Consider the following 18,572-nt stretch of genomic DNA (forward strand, 5'->3'; position numbering starts at 1 on the left):
TCTTATTGCGCCGGTTGCGGATAGAGGCCGGCCTCGGTCACGATCAGGTCGAGCGGAATGTCGTGGGCTTCGCGTTGCAGCGCTTCAGTGCGGCACGCTTCATAGGCGATGCCGACCGTGATCGGCTTCTTCTCCCCCGGCCACGCGGCCAGCGTGCGATCGTAGTAGCCGCCGCCGTAGCCTAACCGGTAGCCGTCGGTATCGAAGCCGACGCACGGCACGAACAGCAATTCGGGAATCACCACGCGGCCGGAAGTGGGCTCCGCGATCTTGTGATGGCCGATCTTCATCGCCGTATCGGGCGTCCATGCATGAAATTCGAGCGGCACGCCGCGGTCCTTGACGATCGGCAAACTCGCCTCGCGTTGCGCGCGTGCCGCGAGCCAGATCGCGATCGCGGCACGCGCGTCGAATTCGCCTGTCAGTGGCCAATAGAATCCGACGCTGTCCACACCATGGTGCTTCAGCGCATCGAGTATGCGGCGGCTGAGCGCGGCATTGTGCGCCGGCTCGGAAGCCGCATGTAGCCTTGCTTCCAATAGCATTCGACGCAGCGCCTTTTTCGATTCCGTGACGGGGTTGCATGCTATGCTTGGGTTCAATTCGCGCTCCAGAAACAACGATGTCAAAACGCCTCTATCGAGTATATCGCGCGGTCGGTCTGGCGCTTGCCGCAGCGGCGCTCGTCGCATGCAGCACCGCCTCTGCCGTCAAGCCCATTCCCCTTTCGCAACTCACGAACGACGACCAGATCTTCGTCCAGCTTCGCGAAGCCGCCCGCAATAATGACGCGGCGCGGGCAGCGCAACTGGCGAGCATGATCCCGAATTATCCGGCGCCTTCGTATCTGGAGTACTTCCAGCTCAAGCCGCAGTTGTTCGATTCCAGCGGCCATGCGCGTGTCGACGCGCCAGATGCGCCGGTGCTGGCGTTCCTGCAGAAGTACGAGGGCCAGGCCATTGCTGACCGCATGCGCAACGACTACCTCACGGTGCTCGGCGCGCGTCACGACTGGCGCAACTTCGATCAGCAATACGCGCGCTTCGTGCTGAACGACGATACGCAGGTGAAGTGCTATGCGCTCGAATCGCGCGCCTCACGTGGCGAGAACGTTGCCGACGCGGCGCGCGCGCTGCTGGTCGACCCGAAATGGTACGGCGACGGCTGCGTCGATCTGATCACCTCGCTGGCAATCAACCAGCAATTCAGTTCCGACGACGTGTGGCAACAGATCCGTCTCGCGTACGAGCAGAACTACACGAACACCGGCAGCAGGCTCGTCGACGCGCTCGGCAACCAGCCGCCCGATCCGGTGTTGTTCAATCAGGCCACGAGTACGCCGCCGTTGTTGCTGGCGCGGGGCGTCGGCCCGGATACGCAATCGCACCAACTCGCGCTGCTCGCAATCACACGCATGGCGCGCAACGACCCGGCCATGGCCGCGGCCACGTTCGCATCCGTGGCGCCGTCATTAAGCTCGCCGGAGCGTGCGATCGGCTGGGGCACGATTGCCTATCAAGCCGCCACGAAGCAGATGCCGGGCGCGGTCGACTGGTACCGTCTGTCGGTCAATGCGCCGTTGTCGAACCCGGCGTACGAATGGCGCACCCGCTCCGCGCTGCTGGCAGGCGACTGGACGATGGTGCGCTGGTCGATCGAACAGATGCCGGCGGCGCTGCGCAATCAGCCGTCGTGGGTGTATTGGCATGCCCGCGCGCTCAAGCAAGCCGGCGAGACGACCACCGCCAACCAGGAATTCGAGTCGATCTCGCAGGGCTTCAACTTCTACGGCCAGTTGGCCGCGGAAGAACTTGGCCAGAAGATCACCGTGCCGCCGAAAACCACGGTGACCGACGCCGAAGTCCAGCAAGCCGCCAACACGCCGGGCTTCGAGCTCGCGCAGCGGTTCTATGCGCTGAATCTGCGGCTCGAAGGCAATCGTGAATGGAACTGGCCGCTGCGCAACATGAGCGACCGGCAACTGCTGGCCGCTGCCGAATACGCTCGCCGTATCCAGCTGTATGACCGCACCGTCAACACCGCGGACCGCACGAAGAGCGAACACGATTTCTCGCTGCGCTATCTGTCGCCGTTCAAGGATATCGTCGAGCGCGATGCGCAGTCGAATGGGCTCGACGTCGAATGGGCCTACGGCCTGATTCGCCAGGAGTCGCGTTTCATCATGAACGCGCGCTCGGAAGTCGGTGCGAGCGGTTTGATGCAGTTGATGCCGGGCACCGCTCAACTGGTCGCGAAGAAGATCGGTCTCGGTCCGATTTCGCGCGAGCAGATGAACGACATCAACACCAACATCCTGCTCGGCACGAACTATCTGTCGATGATCTACAATCAGTTCGACGGGTCTGCCGTGCTGGCCACCGCCGGTTATAACGCCGGTCCCGGCCGTCCGCGCAACTGGCGGCAGCAGTTGCAACATCCGGTAGAAGGCGCGATCTTCGCCGAGGCGATTCCGTTCCAGGAAACGCGCGACTACGTAAAGAATGTGCTGTCCAACACGGTCTACTACGCGGCATTGTTCGAAGGCCGTCCGCAATCGCTGAAGGCGCGTCTGGGTTATATCGCACCGTAAGCGCCGTGCCGCCGCCGCGTCACTTCTGATGCGGCGGTGCGCCACGCCAGCCGTTGCCGCGGCTTCCACCAGGGAGTCGAAAAATGCGACATCAAGCCATAGCGGTCATCGGCGGTTCCGGTTTTATCGGCAGCCATCTCGTCAACGCCCTCGTTGAAATGGGCAAGGACGTGCGCATTGCCACCCGGCGGCGCTACAACGCGCGCCATCTCACCCTGTTGCCCATCGACGTGATCGAAGCCGACGTGTTCGATCCGGTGCAACTCGCGCGCTTCGTCGAAGGCGCCGATTGCGTGATCAACCTCGTTGCCACACTGCACGGCAAGCGCGGCACGCCGTATGGCACCGAGTTCGCGCGAACTCATGTCGAATTGCCGACCAAAATCGTTGCGGCTTGCGAAGGCAAGAGCGTGCATCGGCTGATTCATATCAGCGCGCTCGGCGCCGCCTCGAACGGCCCCAGCATGTATTCGCGCTCCAAGGGCGACGGCGAAAAGGCCGTGCACGCGGCGAATCTGGCGTGGACGATCTTCCGGCCGTCGGTGGTGTTCGGTCCCGAAGACCAGTTCCTCAACAAATTTGCCTTCCTGCAGCGGGTGTTCCCGGCCATTCCGCTCGCCATGCCGGATGCGAAGTTCCAGCCCGTGTATGTCGGCGATGTGGCGAAAGCGATCTGCAACGTGCTCGATCTCGATGCCGCGAGTGGTCATACCTACGAACTGGGCGGCCCGACCGTCTATACGCTCGAAGACCTCGTCAAATATTGCGGCGACGTGCTTGGCCGGCATGCGCGGATCATTCGTCTGCCGGAGGCGTTGGCCCGCCTGCAGGCGCTGACGTTCGAAATGGCGCCGGGCGAACCGGTGATCTCGCGCGACAATCTCGATTCGATGAAAGTCGACAACGTGTTGAGTGGACCGCTTGCGCCTGAGCTCGGCATCGAGCCGGCTAGCATCGAAACGATCGCGCCCGTGTATCTGACCGGCGTGTCGACGCGTTCGCGCTTCGACACGTTTCGCGCCAGTGCGGGGCGTTGAACCTTTTTCTCTCTCCTCCAATACGAAGCATGAAGCTGCTTATCGGTGACAAGAACTATTCGTCATGGTCGATGCGTCCGTGGCTGCTGTTCAAACATTTCGGCATTCCGTTCGAGGAAGTGCTGATTCATCTGAATGAATCCGGCACGAAGTCCGCGATTCTGGCTTACGCGCCGACGGGTCCGGGCAAAGTACCGTGTTTGATCGGCGAAGACGAGGCGGCCACCTGGGATTCGCTGGCGATCGCCGAGGCGCTGGCTGAGCGCTTCCCGCAGCATGCGCTGTGGCCGCGCGACCCGGCGGCGCGTCGCCACGCGCGCAGCGTGAGCGCCGAAATGCATTCGGGCTTCGGCGACTTGCGCTCGAACATGTGGATGAACATTCGCGCGTCGTTTCCGGGCAAGAATGCCACGCCCGGTGCGCTGGCCGATATCGCGCGTATCGAGGCGATCTGGCGCAACTGTCTCGACACGTATGGCGGCCCTTTCCTGTTCGGCGAGTTCAGCATCGCCGATGCGATGTACGCCCCGGTGGTGATGCGCTTCAACACGTGGCAGCCGGCATTGTCCGAAGCCGCGGCGGGTTACGTTCGACGTATGACGGCGCTGCCTGCGGTGAAGGCGTGGATCGACGACGCGCTTGGGGAAACGCACGCGATTCCCTATCAAGACGCATGCCCATGAATATCTACGCGGTAGGCGGAGCGATTCGCGACGAGTTGCTGGGCGTACCCGTGCAGGATCGCGACTATGTGGTGGTCGGCGCGACGCCCGAGCAGATGGTGGCGCAGGGCTACCGTCCGGTGGGCAAGGATTTTCCGGTGTTCCTGCATCCGCAGACGCATGAGGAATACGCGCTCGCGCGCACCGAGCGCAAGACGGCGGCGGGCTATCACGGCTTCCAGTTCTTTTACGCACCAGACGTCACGCTCGAAGAGGACCTGGCGCGCCGCGACCTGACGATCAATGCGATGGCGCGCGAGGTGCGCCCCGACGGCGAACTGACCGGCCCGGTGATTGACCCCTTCAACGGGCAGGGCGATTTGCAGGCGCGGCTCTTTCGTCACGTCAGCGGTGCGTTTCTTGAAGACCCCGTGCGGGTTTTGCGGATTGCACGGTTCGCGGCGCGGTTTGTCGATTTCACGGTCGCAGCGGAGACGATGGCGCTGATGCGCAAGATGGTGGCCGACGGTGAGGTGGATGCGCTGGTGGCCGAGCGCGTGTGGCAGGAAGTGTCGCGCGGATTGATGGAGAAGAAGCCGTCACGCATGTTTGAGGTGCTGCGGGATTGTGGCGCGTTGGCGCGGATTCTGCCGGAGATCGACGCGTTGTTCGGCGTGCCGCAGCGGGCCGACTATCACCCCGAGGTGGATACGGGCGTGCATGTGATGATGGTGATCGACCATGCGGCGCAGCAAGGGTATGCGTTGCCGGTTCGGTTTGCGGCTTTGACGCATGACCTGGGCAAAGCGACCACGCCGGAAGATATTTTGCCGCGGCACATCGGCCATGAGGGGCGCAGCGTGGACTTGCTGAAGCCCCTGTGCGAGCGGATCCGTGTGCCGAACGATTGCCGCGATCTCGCGACGCTGGTCGCGCGGGAGCATGGCAACATTCATCGCGTGATGGAGATGGGTGCTGCCGCGCTTGTCAGGCTGCTGGAGCGCAGTGATGCGATTCGGAAACCTGCGCGGTTTGCCGAAGCCTTGCAAGCTTGTGAGGCTGATGCTCGCGGGCGGCGTGGGTTCGAGATGCAGGCGTATCCCCAAGCGGAGCGATTACGGCTTGCGCTTGTCGCCGCGCGAGGCGTGGATGCCGGCGCGGTGGCCAGGCGGCTTGCCGACGCGCCTGCCGGAATCAAGGACGCCGTGCATCAGGAAAGAGTGCGGGCCGTTGAGATGGCGATCGGCTAATGCTCCTTTGCCTGGGGCGGCGCGGCAAACGGGCAGCCGATGCCGTGCCGCCGCCCACGGCCGACCAACCTACAAAGCCCTGGCAATAAGCGACAACACCATCGACAGTACAAGCGTCGACATGAACGGAAACGGATACTCGCGCCCAAAGAGCCGCAAAGTCACATCGCCGGGCATCCGCCCGATCCCGATCTTCCGGAGCCACGGCCAGCAGGCCGACAACACCGCCACCGCAACAAACGTAGTCAACAGCCAGCGGATCATTGCAAATCCCTAAGGCAAGAAATCACAGCGTATGCGACCGGTCGCCACTGGAAAACGCGTGCAGCGTGTCATCCAGCCCGCGCGAAAACGCGATCACCTTGAACAGTTCGCCCATCTCCGCCTCGGACAACAACTTCTGCACCGCATTCGCCGCCGGCAAGAACTTCATCGTGTCCGAAGGATCGAGCGCCGATAACGCCTCGGTAATCCCCGCATTCAACAAGAACCGCGCTTGCGAAGTGAACCCCAGTAAGTCCGCGCCAGCCTCGACTCCGGCTTGGGCGATGCCGGTAAATTCCACGTGCGCGGTAATGTCCTGCAAGCCCGGATAAACGAACGGATCGCCATGCGCACGGTGCCGGTAATGACACATCAGCGTGCCCTGCGCACGCTGCTCATGGTAGTACTCGTGACGCGGAAAACCATAATCGATAAAGATCGCCGCGCCACGCGTGAGCATCGTGCAAATCGTCCGGGTGAACGCCCGTGCGGCGTCGTGCGTCTCGGTCACGTAGTCGTCGGCGGCAGTTTCGATCTCCGCCAGAAACGCAATGTCCACTGCGGCTGCCACCGGACGGTCGTCGAACGCGAAGGTCTCATTGCGCCACACCACGCCGCGTTCATGCCAGGCGCCGCCGGAAAACGCGAAGAGCCGCACGGGCATCGCGTCCAGCACCTCGTTGCCGATCACTACGCCTTCGAAACGCTCCGGCAACGCGTCCAGCCAGCGCACTTTCGCGGCCAGCGTAGGCGCCGCGGCTTCGATCGTCTCGCGTTGGCGCGCGCGCAATTCACCTGACAAATCCACGATCGAGTAACTATCGAATTCGATGCCGAGCGCCTCCAGCGCGGATAGCAAACCGGCGGCCAGTTTGCCCGTGCCGGCGCCGAATTCCATCACGTCGCGCGTGCCGCTCGCCTGCAATGCTTCGGCAAGCGGGCGCGCCAGCGTCCTCGCGAACAGCGGCGACATTTCGGGCGCCGTCACGAAGTCGCTGCCGTCGTCGCCGCGCAGGCCGAATTTGCGGGCGCCGCCGCTGTAGTAGCCGAGCCCCGGCGCGTACAGCGCGCGTTCCATGTAGCGGTCGAACGGCAGCCAGCCGCCGGCGCTTTCGAGTTCCTCACGGATCGTCGCGACCAACGCTTCGGACTGCGCAAGCGCGCTCGGGCCGGGAGCAGGTAAACTATCGGGTTGGTGAGCTTTCGGATTCATCCCCGCATTGTAAATGACCGCCCCTTTGGACACCGCCGCCCGCGCGCCTGAAACGCCGCGCATCGTGCTGATTACCGGCGCCGCCCGTCGCATTGGGCGGGCGCTCGCGCTCGGCTTTGCCGCGCGTGGCTGGGACGTGGCGGTCCATTACGGGGCGTCGAAGGCGGAAGCCGACGAACTGGTCGCGGAAATTGTCGCCTTGGGCCGCCGGGCGGTTGCCTTGCACGCGGAATTGGGCGACGAGGCTCAGGTCGAGCGGCTCATGCCTGCCTGTACCTCCGCGCTAGGGCGTCCGACGTGTATCGTCAACAACGCGTCTTGCTTCGAGGAAGACACGGCGTACGACGTCGGTTACGACCTGCTGCTGAAGCTGACCGCGATGAATCTCGGCGCGCCGCTCGTGCTGGCGCGTATGCTGTTCGAGGCGACGCCGGAGGCCGCGCGCGCCGATGAAAGCCAGCGCGGCGTCGTCATCAACGTGCTCGACCAGAAGCTGTACAACATGAATCCGGATTACCTGTCGTACACGCTCTCGAAGGCGGCGTTGCAGACAGCGACGGTTGCACTGGCGCAGGCGTTGGCGCCGAAAGTGCGTGTGGTCGGGCTCGCGCCGGGTTTGACGATGCAATCCGCCGATCAAACGCCGGCAGGTTTTGAAGAAGCTCACCGTGCCACGCCTTTGGGCCGCGCGTCGCGGCCGGAGGATATTGTCGCCGCCGCGCTGTATCTCGCCGATGCAGCGGGCGTCACTGGAACGACGCTGGTGGTCGACGGCGGCCAGCACCTCGTGCCGCTGCCGCGCGACGTAATGTTTTTGACGGGCGCCTGAAGCGCGTGCTTGTTTGCCGGGTCAAACCGGCGGCCGCCCACGCCGTGAAGCGTCCCCTTGCGTGCCTCGCACGCTTTTTTCGACTGGAACGAACATGTTTGCCGCTCTTTCGCATCCCCGGCTCGCCGATTGCCGCCGGCTCTTTCTGCGCAATTACGAAGTGCACATCAACATCGGTGTGCACGACTTCGAAAAGCGCGGCGAACAGCGCGTCGTGATCAACGTCGAACTGTTCGTGCCGCTCGCGCTGTCCACGCCGGTTCAGGACAAATTGAACGAGGTCGTCGACTACGACTTCATGCGCTCGACTATCGCGCGCCGCGTCGAACAAGGTCATATCCACTTGCAGGAAACCCTCTGCGACGACCTCGTCAAGGCACTCCTCGATCATCCGCAGGTACGCGCCGTGTGCGTGTCGACCGAAAAGCCGGACGTTTATCCTGACTGCGACGCGGTGGGCGTCGAAGTCTTTCGTATCAAAGAGGATTGAGCCATGAATGCTCAGGAAATCCTGAACGACACCGCGGCCCGTGAGACTGCGCAGGCCGCGCATGCCTCGGTGGGCAAAACGCCGCTCACGCGTCGCGAGCAGAAAGAAGCCTACGAGAACAACAAGCTGTTCAAGCGGCTTGCGCGGCAGGTCGGCCAGGCGATCGGCGACTTCAGCATGATCGAGGACGGCGACAAGGTGATGGTGTGCCTGTCGGGCGGCAAAGATAGCTACGCGATGCTCGAAATCCTGATGCGGCTGCGCGAACGCGCGCCGATCAACTTCCAGATCGTCGCCGTGAATCTCGACCAGAAGCAGCCGGGCTTTCCGGAGCATGTGCTGCCCGAGTACCTGAAACAGCTCGACATTCCGTTTCACATCGAAAACCAGGATACGTACAGCATCGTCAAGCGGCTGGTGCCCGAAGGCAAGACCACCTGCTCGCTGTGCTCGCGGCTGCGTCGCGGCATTCTGTATCGCGTGGCGGGCGAGCTTGGCGCGACCAAGATCGCGCTCGGCCATCATCGCGACGACATCCTGCAGACGCTGCTGCTGAACCTGTTCTACGGCGGCAAGCTGAAGGGCATGCCGCCCAAGCTGCAATCGGACGACGGCAAGAACATCGTGATTCGCCCGCTCGCCTACGTGAAGGAAACCGATCTGGAGAAGTACGCGGAGCTGCGCGAATTCCCGATCATTCCGTGCAATCTGTGCGGCAGTCAGCCGAACCTGAAGCGTGCCGAAATGAAGGCGCTGATCCGCGACTGGGAGAAGCGTTTCCCGGGCCGCGTCGAGAACATGTTCAATGCGTTGACGAACGTCGTGCCGTCACATCTGATGGATCACAAGCTGTTTCCGTTTGCCGGTCTGCGTGCAACGGGCGAGGCCGATCCGCAAGGCGATATCGCCTTCGACGAAGAGCCGTGTTCGACCGATACCGGCGAGGGCGCGTTGCCCGGTGCATTGAAACCGGTCTCGATCGTCCAGTTCGGCGAACTGTGAGGGGTGCGAAAAATGCGCGGGAAACGTGCGTTTCCGCGCATTTCTGCTCGCTCTGAGGCCGAATAAGCGGCCTTGGCCGTCATAGGCTGCATGATAGAATCGTCGGCTCTAAACTGTCCATTTGCCGACGCCATGAACATCGTGATTTTGGCGGCAGGCACCGGTAAGCGCATGCGTTCCGCGCTTCCCAAGGTGCTCCATCCCCTGGCTGGCCGGCCGCTTCTCGCTCATGTCATCGACACAGCCCGCGCGCTCAAGCCCACGCGTCTCGTCGTCGTGGTCGGGCATGGCGCCGAAGCCGTGCGTCAAGCGGTAGCCGCGCCGGACGTCCAGTTCGCCGCGCAGGAACAACAACTCGGCACAGGCCACGCGGTGCAGCAGGCGCTGCCGCTGCTCGATCCGTCCGCGCCCACGCTCGTGCTTTACGGCGATGTGCCGCTCACGCGTGCCAGCACACTGCAGGCGCTGACCGATCGCGCAGGGCAGGGCGGCTATGGTGTTCTCACCGTCACGCTCGACGATCCCAGCGGCTATGGCCGCATCGTGCGCGATCAGCATGGCAAGGTGTCGCGCATCGTCGAACAGAAAGACGCGACCGCCGAGCAGCTCAAGATCGCCGAAATCAACACCGGCATCATCGTCGCCCCGACCGAGCGCCTCGGCGGCTGGCTCGCGGCGTTGAAGAACGACAACGCGCAAGGCGAGTTTTACCTGACCGACGCGGTCGAGATGGCGATCGAAGCTGGGCTCGAAGTCGTCACCACTCAGCCGGACGAAGAGTGGGAAACGCTCGGCGTGAATAGCAAGCAGCAGCTTGCCGAACTCGAACGGATTCATCAGCACAATGTCGCCGGGACGCTGCTGGTTGCCGGCGTGACGCTTGCCGATCCGGCGCGCCTTGACGTCCGCGGCACGCTCGAATGCGGGCGCGATGTCTCGATCGACGTGAACTGCGTGTTCGAAGGGCGCGTCACGCTGGCCGACAACGTGACCGTCGGGCCGAACTGTGTCATCCGCAATGCGACGATCGGCGCCGGTACGCGCGTCGATGCATTCACGCATATCGAGGGCGCCGAAGTCGGCGCGAATGTCGTGCTGGGGCCTTATGCGCGCTTGCGTCCGGGCGCGTCGTTGCAGGACGAGTCGCACGTCGGCAACTTCGTCGAGGTGAAGAACGCGGTACTCGGTCAAGGCTCGAAGGCGAACCACCTCAGTTATATCGGCGACGCCGATATCGGGGCGCGCGTGAATATCGGCGCGGGTACCATCACCTGCAACTACGACGGCGCGAACAAATTCCGCACGATTATCGAAGACGACGTGTTTGTCGGTTCGGACACGCAACTTGTCGCCCCGGTACGCGTGAAGCGCGGCGTGACGATCGCGGCAGGCACAACGGTCTGGAGGGACGTCGAAGAAGACATGCTGGTCCTGAACGACAAAACTCAGACAAGCAAGACGGGCTATGCACGCCCGACCAGGAAAAAGAGCTGATGGGCGTGACTCGCGCACGAGCGCGCTCCTTGAAACCCAGCACTGAAAAGGAATAAACCATGTGTGGCATTGTCGGCGCGGTTGCGCAACGTAATATCGTTCCCATCCTGATCGAAGGACTGCGTCGCCTCGAGTATCGCGGCTACGATTCGTGCGGCGTCGCGGTACTCGGTAAGGAAGGCCCGCGCCGTGCTCGCAGTGTGGCGCGCGTCGCGGATCTCGACGAGCAGGTGCGTGAGGGCCACCTTGACGGCATCACGGGTATTGCGCATACGCGCTGGGCGACGCACGGCGCGCCGGTGACCGACAATGCGCACCCGATCTTCTCGAAAGATGCGCTCGCGTTGGTACACAACGGCATCATCGAAAACTACGAGACACTGCGCGAAATGTTGCGGGGCAAGGGTTACGCGTTTGTCTCGCAGACCGACACAGAGGTTATCGCGCACCTGGTTCACAGCCTGTACCGCGGCGATCTGTTCGCTGCGGTGCGTGAAGCCGTCGCGCAATTGCACGGCGCGTACGCGATCGCGGTGCTGCATAAGGATCAACCGCATACGGTGGTCGGCGCGCGGCAAGGTTCGCCCTTGGTGGTGGGCCTCGGCAACGGCGAGAACTTCCTTGCTTCGGATGCGCTGGCGCTTGCCGGCAGCACCGAGCGCTTCATCTTCCTCGAAGAAGGCGACGTTTGTGAACTGTCGCTCGAGGGCGTGCGGATCGCCGATCGTGACGGCAACGAAGCGCAGCGCGAAGTGCGCCAGGTCGCGGCGTATGGCGGCGCGGTCGAACTGGGCCCGTATCGTCACTTCATGCAGAAGGAAATTTTCGAGCAACCGCGTGCGATTACCGACACGATCCCGCAGGCCGATTCGTTCGACGCGTCGCTATTTGGCGAGGGTGCCGACAAGGTGTTCGCGGAGATCGACAACCTGCTGATTCTGGCGTGCGGCACGAGCTACTACTCGGGGCTGACCGCGAAGTACTGGCTCGAGTCGGTCGCGAAGATCCCGACCCAGGTCGAGATTGCCAGCGAGTATCGCTACCGGGACTCGGTGCCCAATCCGAAGTCGCTGGTGGTGGTGATCTCGCAGTCGGGCGAAACGGCCGATACGCTGGCGGCGCTCAAGCATGCGCAGTCGCTGGGGCATAAACATACGCTGGCGATATGCAACGTCGGCACGAGCGCGATGGTGCGTCAGACGGAATTGTCGTTCCTGACGCATGCGGGGCGCGAGATCGGTGTGGCCTCGACAAAGGCGTTCACGACGCAACTGGTTGCGCTGTTCGTGCTGGCCATGACGCTCGGGAAGCTGCGTGGGCAGGTGAGCAAGGAGCAGGAAGCCGAATATCTGAAACTGCTGCGTCACTTGCCGGCGGCGTTGAATAGCGTGCTGGCGCTGGAGCCGCAGATCATCGCGTGGTCGGAAGAGTTTTCGCGCAAGGAACACGCGTTGTTCCTCGGGCGAGGCTTGCATTACCCGATCGCGCTCGAGGGCGCGCTGAAGCTCAAGGAGATTTCCTATATTCACGCGGAAGCTTATCCGGCGGGGGAGTTGAAGCACGGGCCGTTGGCGCTCGTGACTGAAGCCATGCCGGTGGTGACGGTGGCGCCGAATGACGCGCTGCTGGAAAAGCTGAAGTCGAATATTCAGGAAGTGCGTGCGCGGGGCGGTCAGCTTTATGTTTTCGCGGACGCGGATACGAAGATCGTTAATGACGACGGTCTGCATGTGATCCGGATGCCGGAGCACTATGGTTTGTTGTCGCCGATTTTGCACGTGGTGCCGCTGCAGTTGCTGGCTTATCACACGGCCTGTGCGCGTGGCACGGACGTGGATAAGCCGCGGAATCTGGCGAAGTCGGTTACGGTGGAATGAGGTTGATACGCGGATATCACTAGCGTCACGTTGAAAAAATGGTCGCCTGCGGGCGGCCGTTTTTTTGCACCTCATTCCCTCACCAGCTCCGCCGCAGCCGCCGAAATAAACGCCGCACTCACCCTGTCCGCGACTTTCAACTCGTCGGGCGGAATTCCCGCCGCAGCCTTCAGCATCTGCCGATGCTTCGGCCCGCGCACCGTCCCTCTGCGCCAAACCAGTCACGCTCCGAGCCTAGAGCTCCGGACGCGCCAAGTCGCTCGTCACAATGTGCTCGCCATAAACCTGTGCCGCCGCGACGGCTTCCAGCTTGGTCGCGTAAGGTCCGAGTTCCGGCGCGCCCTCGAACGGGAACAGCACACGCCCATCGGTGGTGCGAACCACTTTCAACACGCCGAAGAAACGGCGGTAGCCGGCCAGTTTCGACGTCGCCGAAACTTCAAAATCGTCCTCCGACGTCGCGGGGACGCTGGGAATAAAACCCGTTTTGCTCATACCTGAAAACATCGCTTGTCCAATGGGCCGGCACTTGCTCGAATGGCCAAGGCTACACCCGGTTGTCCCGGGAAGACATTCACCGGCGGCCTTCATTGTCTCAAATCCCGGCGCCTTCAACCGGTTGCCCGGTCAGCCGGCCGGCTGCCGCGTCGTCCGGCGTCGTTGATGACGCCGTATGCCCGGCCGCCAGCCAGCACCGTCAAGCGTCGTTGACTGCAGCCGCATGCTCGGCCGCCAGCGCCACATCTCGCTCGCTGACCTTCACAAAGCTCGGCCGCGAGCAAATGCGCTTGGCATATTCGAGTACGACCGGCGTTTCGGGCACTAGCTTGAACATCATTCCCCAATGCAACGCGATGCCCCACAAGATATCCGCAGCCGACATCTTGTCCCCCAGCAAATACGGCGATGCCTGCAATTGGCTCGTCACTGTGCCGAGCATCGATTCGAAGTCGCCGTAAGGCGAGGTGGAGGGCGGCGCCGGTTCGCGCTTCATCGCCTTGTCGACGAGCGCCGGCTCGTAGCACGCCGCGTAGTACACCAGCCATCGCAGATACGGCCCGCGCGACGGATCGTCGAGCGCCGGCGCGAGACCGGCTTCGGGAAACAGGTCCGCCAGATAGATGAAGATCGCAACCTGCTCGGTGACGAGCGCGTCGCCGTGAAGAATCGCCGGCACCTTGCCCAGCGGATTGACCGCGAGATACGGTGCCTTGCGCTGCTCGCCGGCCTTCATATTCAGCACCTTCAGTTGATACGGTGCGCCAAGCTCTTCGAGCAGCGTGAGTGCACTGACCGAACGGCATTGCGGTGAGTGGAACAGCGTGATCGTACGGTCTGTAGTCATGGCAGAGGCCTTCTTCGTCAATGAGCGTTTGTTGGGAAACCAGCGTCCATCTCTCGCCGGATGTAGCCATACTAGGCCCCCCTACCTGTCAGTTCGTGTCAGGTATGACTACACTGGTCGGCATGAGAGCCAGTCGCCTTCTTTCCATACTGATGACGCTGCAAGCGCGCGGTCGGGTCACCGCGCAGTCGCTCGCCGACGAATGCGCGGTCGCGTTGCGCACCATCTATCGCGACATCGACGCCTTGAGCGCCGCAGGCCACCCATTGCAGATTCGCTATCAGAGGACGTACTCGCGCCACCGGAGTTGCGCGCGCATGGCAGAAGTTGCGGCCGCGTTACATCGCCACTACGCGGATTGAAGCCGCTGACAAAGCCGCGATGGTGGCTTTCCTAAGAAGAATTTCTGCCGTTTGATGCCTCTTTTGGGGGCAGAGCTATAATGCGCGAATCCTTTCCTTCCCCCATCCTCCGTTATGAGCCGGTTACTTTGCCTGATCGTGCTTTCGCTCGGCCTGATGCAAACCGCAACGGCCGGTGAAAGCAATGACCGCATGTCCGCGTATCTGACGCAGAAGTTCGGTCTTGCCAAGGAGAAGGCTCAAAAGATTTCCGACGCGGTGCAATCCGCCGCTTCCAAATATTCACTGCCGCCGGCACTGCTGCTGGCGATCATCTCGATCGAATCCCGCTTCAAGGAAAAGGCCAAGGGCGCCAACGGCGCGACCGGGCTGATGCAGGTTGTGCCGGGCGCTCATCGCGGGCTGCTGAGGAACGTCAAGGACCTCACTGAGCCGACTACCAACATCGAAGTGGGCTCGGCGATCCTGTACGGCTACATGCGCTCGGCCAACGGCGACATGAGCGCGGCGCTCAAGAGTTACGGCGGATCGCAGGCTTACGCGAAGAAGGTGAGCTTGCGCGTGGAGGATTTCGCCGACGTCGCCAGGCCGCAAGACGCCGCCCAGCATACGGACGCACAAGCCGGCGCGTGCGACGCTCATTCTCCCGACCGTTGCGCGGCTCCGGGCAACTGGGCCGATGCTTTTTCGATACCGGTCTTCAATGCCTCCGGTGTGAACGGCGCAGCGGCGCTGCAAAGCACATCGCCTGCACCGTCGCGCTGAGCGACAGCGCTCGCTTATTTTTCCTCTTTGTATTCCTCCCGTACTAAAGCTGCGGGATTGAGTCATCACGTCGTGTGAGGCGGTATTGGGCGTGCGCTGCGCGCTTTTTACGCGCACGTGGGCAACCGCTCTACAATGCATTCCCATTCGAGCTCACGCCGCGCGCCTTCCGATCGATCATGTTCACCTCGTTTTCCACAGCCACCGCCGCGTCGCTTCTCGGCCTGCTGGCACTTGCAGCTTGCAGCAGCGCCCCGCAGCCGAAATTTCAGCAGGAATTGTTCGAAACGGGGGCGAGCCCTTACGCCCGCAACTTCAATTCGAACACCAGGGACACCTGCGAGGCCGCGCGCCGCGCTCTGCTGAGCCAAGGCTATCTGACGACGATGACAGGTACCGATACTGTCGACGGAACGAAGAATTTCCAGCCGACCGGCGATACGCACATCGTGGTCGAGTTTCATGTGGTGTGTACGCCAGGCGAAGAAGCGAGCGATACAAGCATCATTTACGTCAATGCCGTGCAAAACGGCTTTGCGCTGAAGAAAAGCGATACGTCAGCGAGCGTCGGGCTGAGTGTGCTGGGGTCATTGTCGCTGCCGATCCGCTCGAACAGCGACGCGATGGTCAAGATTTCGAGTGAGACCATTCCGTCGGGCAAGTTCTACGACCGCTTCTTCGGTCTCGTGGATCACTATCTGCAGACGGTGGTACGCACGCAGCCGGTTGCAAACAGTCGCATCGAGACACGCATGTTGCCGGTGCCGGTCGAAGCGATGGTTCCAGCGCCTCGTCCAGAAATGCCAGATGCGATCGACAAGGCGGCTTCCGTGCAACCAGCGAGTGGCGCGGGCGTTGCGCCTTGATGCATCGGCCCATGCTTGCGGGTTTAGACTGATCACGGCCTGATCAGCCTGCGATCTAATCACGCTGCGGTACTTATCCTAAGTGTTTTACTTCATACGTATATATATGTAGTAATAGTTAACAAGGGCTCACCCCTTCTGTGGATAAATCGCAAATTTGCCGCCGCATCAACGTCATGCGAAATCTATAACCTTGCTGAACACGTCCGTAGAAAAACTACAAAGATGGGATAACTTTGCGGGCACTCGCTTGCCATGCCGGTTTATCAAGATTCCGCGCACAGGCTGTTCGACGCACTATCCCGAAGTTATTCATAGGCAATTGTGGATAACTTACGCATCCGGCCACGTCCCGCCCAGACGACGACCTGGCCTTTTCCGTCGACCTCATGCGCTCGCCACCGTACAGACTGCGGCTCATCCGCACGCGCACATTGAAGCTGGAAGGTACAAAGATTGCGCCTTAGTTTTTGCAAGCGCAACTGTTGCTATTTGGTCAAAACCATTTCAACAAAGCCTATCCAGGCATAGAGTTAAAGTGTTTTCTGAAGTTATTGGTGCGGTGCGGGGGTGTGTAATGAAACGTAGAACAGCACGACAGTTAGTCCGTCTTCTCTCGGATATCAGGCATGCCGCCCATTGCAGCACGCTGCGGGCGGCAGCCACCAACCGGGCCATATCCCTCGCATCCGCCGAGCACGACGCGGATGCCGCCGATAGCGACGAAAGCACTGACGCCGCACGCGAGGCTCATCACGACAAGCCTGCCCGGAGCCGATCATGAGAGCCAAAAGCGAACAATCGCTGCGTTTCCTGGTTGAGAAATGGCTGGCGCCGGGGCTTCCTGTGCACGTTACCGAATTCAGCCGCACCCGTGTGGGCGGCAGGCGATATGTGCGCGTCGAGACATCCCTTGAAGCAGGCTCGCGCGGTCTCTTTTTCTTTCGTCACGACGACGGCTGCTGGTGTGTGTTTCCGCCCACTGCCGATGCGCCGAAGTTATTCGCGTGGCCGCGCGCCGCCTAGCGGCGGCGACCTTGCGGCGGTCTCTCGACAGGCGCGCCGGTGCGGATCGCTGAATCGGCGATCCGCGCCCTTACTGCTACCCCTTCACGCACACTACTTGCCGCAGCGTGTGCACTACTTCGACGAGACTCCGCTGCGCTGCCATCACCGCGTCGATGTCTTTATAGGCCATCGGGATTTCGTCGATCACGCCTTCGTCCTTGCGGCATTCCACGTGCGCGGTCGCCCTGATCTGGTCTTCTACCGAGAAGCGCCGTTTTGCTTCGGTGCGGCTCATCGAACGGCCCGCGCCGTGGCTGCATGAACAAAAGCTCTCCGCGTTGCCGAGCCCGCGCACGATAAAACTCTTCGCGCCCATCGAGCCCGGAATGATGCCGAGCTGGCCCTTCTGCGCCGACACCGCACCCTTACGCGTCACCAGAATCTCCGTGCCGAAGTGAGTTTCCTTCTGCACATAGTTGTGGTGGCAGTTCACCGCGTGCTCATCGATCGAAAACGGCTTGGCGATGATCGACTGTGCTGCGCGGACCACTGCGCCCATCATCAGTTCGCGATTTTGTCGCGCGTAATCCTGCGCCCAGCCGACCGCTTCGACATAGTCGTCGAAGTGCTCGCTGCCTTCTTCGAAGTAGGCGAGGTTGCGGTCCGGCAGATTGGCGAGGTGTTGCCGCATGTCCGCCTGTGCCAGTTCGATGAACAGATTGCCGATCGCGTTGCCGACGCCGCGCGAGCCGCTGTGCAGCATGAACCACACGCTGTCCGCTTCGTCGACGCACACTTCCACGAAGTGATTGCCGGTGCCGAGCGTCCCTAGGTGCACGTAATTATTGGTCCGCGCGAGTTTCGGGTATTTGCCGACGATGCGCTTGAAACCTTCGGCAAGCGATTTCCACGCGATGTCGACCCCGGTTGCGGCGGCCGATCCCACGCGCCCGGATCGCGCCGGCCCGGTGCGCGGCCGTGCGGCACCGCGCGTTCGATCGCGCTGCGCAGTCGCGCCAGTGAATCGGGCAAATCGGCAGCCTTGAGCGTGGTGCGCGCGGCCATCATGCCGCAGCCAATATCCACGCCGACTGCTGCCGGAATGATCGCGCCGAGCGTAGGAATCACGCTGCCGATCGTGGAGCCTTTGCCCGCATGGACATCCGGCATCACCGCCAGATGTTTGAAGATGAACGGCAGCCTGGCCGTGTAAGTGAGTTGATCTCGCGCGAAATCATCGATGGCGACACCTTCGGTCCACATTTTGACGGGCTTGCCGTCTGCGACTTCCATCAGTTGGTAATCCATTTTGCTTTTCTTCCCTGTTCTTTTTTCGACTGGGGGCTACGGCACCCCCGCCGCGCTACGTATTGCGAGGAGCATGCCAGCGCGATCACGCGTGCGGCTCACGGCGGCGTAAGTAGTTGATGTAAATCATAAAGGTGCGGCGCGCGTTCTCGTTTTCCAAGTGACGTGAGCAGTGCGATCTAGCCAATAATTGATATCATCAGCTAGTAA

The 18,572-nt window shown here is 62.0% G+C and carries 17 protein-coding genes and 2 pseudogenes; 13 read left to right on the top strand and 6 right to left on the bottom strand.

Annotated elements, in window-relative coordinates; genetic code table 11:
- Positions 1–2 precede the first annotated feature (2 nt).
- A complete protein-coding gene (locus ACAX43_RS23735) occupies positions 3–545 on the bottom strand; it encodes a 5-formyltetrahydrofolate cyclo-ligase (RefSeq protein WP_370710845.1) in 543 nt (180 codons plus the stop codon).
- Between the two features lie 77 nt (positions 546–622).
- On the opposite strand from ACAX43_RS23735, the gene ACAX43_RS23740 reads away from it, so the two are divergent.
- From ACAX43_RS23740 to ACAX43_RS23755, 4 genes are all read left to right on the top strand, one after another.
- Positions 623–2,590: a transglycosylase SLT domain-containing protein gene (locus tag ACAX43_RS23740; protein ID WP_370710846.1), complete on the top strand. Its 1,968-nt coding sequence runs from the start codon at positions 623–625 to the stop codon at positions 2,588–2,590.
- Positions 2,591–2,673: 83 nt separating this feature from the next.
- Positions 2,674–3,627, top strand: coding sequence for a complex I NDUFA9 subunit family protein (locus ACAX43_RS23745; RefSeq protein ID WP_370710847.1), 954 nt, complete (start codon positions 2,674–2,676; stop codon positions 3,625–3,627).
- 29 nt (positions 3,628–3,656) lie between these two features.
- Positions 3,657–4,310: a glutathione S-transferase family protein gene (locus ACAX43_RS23750; RefSeq protein WP_370710848.1), complete on the top strand. Its 654-nt coding sequence runs from the start codon at positions 3,657–3,659 to the stop codon at positions 4,308–4,310.
- Positions 4,307–5,539, top strand: coding sequence for a multifunctional CCA addition/repair protein (locus tag ACAX43_RS23755; RefSeq protein WP_370710849.1), 1,233 nt, complete (start codon positions 4,307–4,309; stop codon positions 5,537–5,539). The genes ACAX43_RS23750 and ACAX43_RS23755 overlap by 4 nt, the downstream gene beginning before the upstream one ends.
- Positions 5,540–5,608: 69 nt before the next feature.
- Here ACAX43_RS23755 and ACAX43_RS23760 read toward each other — a convergent pair whose 3' ends face one another.
- Both ACAX43_RS23760 and ACAX43_RS23765 read right to left on the bottom strand, forming a co-directional pair.
- The gene (locus tag ACAX43_RS23760; protein WP_370710850.1) at positions 5,609–5,803 is read right to left on the bottom strand and encodes a DUF2905 domain-containing protein; all 195 of its coding nucleotides are present in this window, start codon (positions 5,801–5,803) and stop codon (positions 5,609–5,611) included.
- Between the two features lie 22 nt (positions 5,804–5,825).
- Entirely contained in the window at positions 5,826–7,016 is a 1,191-nt protein-coding gene (locus tag ACAX43_RS23765) for a class I SAM-dependent methyltransferase (protein WP_370710851.1), read from the bottom strand.
- Positions 7,017–7,029: 13 nt separating this feature from the next.
- Here ACAX43_RS23765 and ACAX43_RS23770 point away from each other — a divergent pair, with 13 nt between their 5' ends.
- From ACAX43_RS23770 to glmS, 5 genes are all read left to right on the top strand, one after another.
- Positions 7,030–7,845: an SDR family oxidoreductase gene (locus tag ACAX43_RS23770; RefSeq protein ID WP_370710852.1), complete on the top strand. Its 816-nt coding sequence runs from the start codon at positions 7,030–7,032 to the stop codon at positions 7,843–7,845.
- Positions 7,846–7,939: 94 nt separating this feature from the next.
- A complete protein-coding gene (locus tag ACAX43_RS23775) occupies positions 7,940–8,335 on the top strand; it encodes a dihydroneopterin aldolase (protein ID WP_063497570.1) in 396 nt (131 codons plus the stop codon).
- 3 nt (positions 8,336–8,338) lie between these two features.
- Positions 8,339–9,337 carry a tRNA 2-thiocytidine(32) synthetase TtcA gene (gene ttcA / locus ACAX43_RS23780; protein WP_370710853.1) on the top strand — a complete coding sequence of 333 codons (999 nt, stop codon included), beginning with the start codon at positions 8,339–8,341 and terminating at the stop codon, positions 9,335–9,337.
- 132 nt (positions 9,338–9,469) lie between these two features.
- On the top strand, positions 9,470–10,831 hold the full coding sequence (gene glmU / locus ACAX43_RS23785; protein WP_370710854.1) for a bifunctional UDP-N-acetylglucosamine diphosphorylase/glucosamine-1-phosphate N-acetyltransferase GlmU: 1,362 nt from the start codon (positions 9,470–9,472) through the stop codon (positions 10,829–10,831).
- Positions 10,832–10,890: 59 nt separating this feature from the next.
- Entirely contained in the window at positions 10,891–12,708 is a 1,818-nt protein-coding gene (gene glmS / locus ACAX43_RS23790) for a glutamine--fructose-6-phosphate transaminase (isomerizing) (RefSeq protein WP_370710855.1), read from the top strand.
- A 234-nt stretch (positions 12,709–12,942) separates the two neighbouring features.
- Here glmS and ACAX43_RS23795 read toward each other — a convergent pair whose 3' ends face one another.
- Together ACAX43_RS23795 and ACAX43_RS23800 are read right to left on the bottom strand one after the other, a co-directional pair.
- The gene (locus tag ACAX43_RS23795; RefSeq protein WP_370710856.1) at positions 12,943–13,203 is read right to left on the bottom strand and encodes a DUF6723 family protein; all 261 of its coding nucleotides are present in this window, start codon (positions 13,201–13,203) and stop codon (positions 12,943–12,945) included.
- Between the two features lie 202 nt (positions 13,204–13,405).
- The gene (locus tag ACAX43_RS23800) at positions 13,406–14,053 is read right to left on the bottom strand and encodes a glutathione S-transferase family protein (RefSeq protein ID WP_370710857.1); all 648 of its coding nucleotides are present in this window, start codon (positions 14,051–14,053) and stop codon (positions 13,406–13,408) included.
- A gap of 122 nt (positions 14,054–14,175) precedes the next feature.
- Between ACAX43_RS23800 and ACAX43_RS23805 the strand changes: the two are divergent.
- From ACAX43_RS23805 to ACAX43_RS23820, 4 genes and pseudogenes are all read left to right on the top strand, one after another.
- Positions 14,176–14,322, top strand: a pseudogene (locus tag ACAX43_RS23805) (HTH domain-containing protein); the annotation flags it as partial.
- 207 nt (positions 14,323–14,529) lie between these two features.
- Positions 14,530–15,180 carry a lytic transglycosylase domain-containing protein gene (locus ACAX43_RS23810; RefSeq protein ID WP_370710858.1) on the top strand — a complete coding sequence of 217 codons (651 nt, stop codon included), beginning with the start codon at positions 14,530–14,532 and terminating at the stop codon, positions 15,178–15,180.
- A 179-nt stretch (positions 15,181–15,359) separates the two neighbouring features.
- On the top strand, positions 15,360–16,046 hold the full coding sequence (locus ACAX43_RS23815; protein WP_370710859.1) for a DUF2242 domain-containing protein: 687 nt from the start codon (positions 15,360–15,362) through the stop codon (positions 16,044–16,046).
- Positions 16,047–16,826: 780 nt separating this feature from the next.
- On the top strand, positions 16,827–17,072 hold the full coding sequence (locus ACAX43_RS23820) for a hypothetical protein (protein WP_370710860.1): 246 nt from the start codon (positions 16,827–16,829) through the stop codon (positions 17,070–17,072).
- Between the two features lie 76 nt (positions 17,073–17,148).
- Here the strand turns inward: ACAX43_RS23820 and ACAX43_RS23825 are convergent.
- Positions 17,149–18,347 (bottom strand): annotated as a pseudogene (locus tag ACAX43_RS23825) (RtcB family protein).
- Positions 18,348–18,572 lie beyond the last annotated feature (225 nt).

This window comes from Paraburkholderia sp. IW21, assembly GCF_041321145.1.
In the GTDB taxonomy this organism is placed as follows: Bacteria; Pseudomonadota; Gammaproteobacteria; order Burkholderiales; family Burkholderiaceae; genus Paraburkholderia.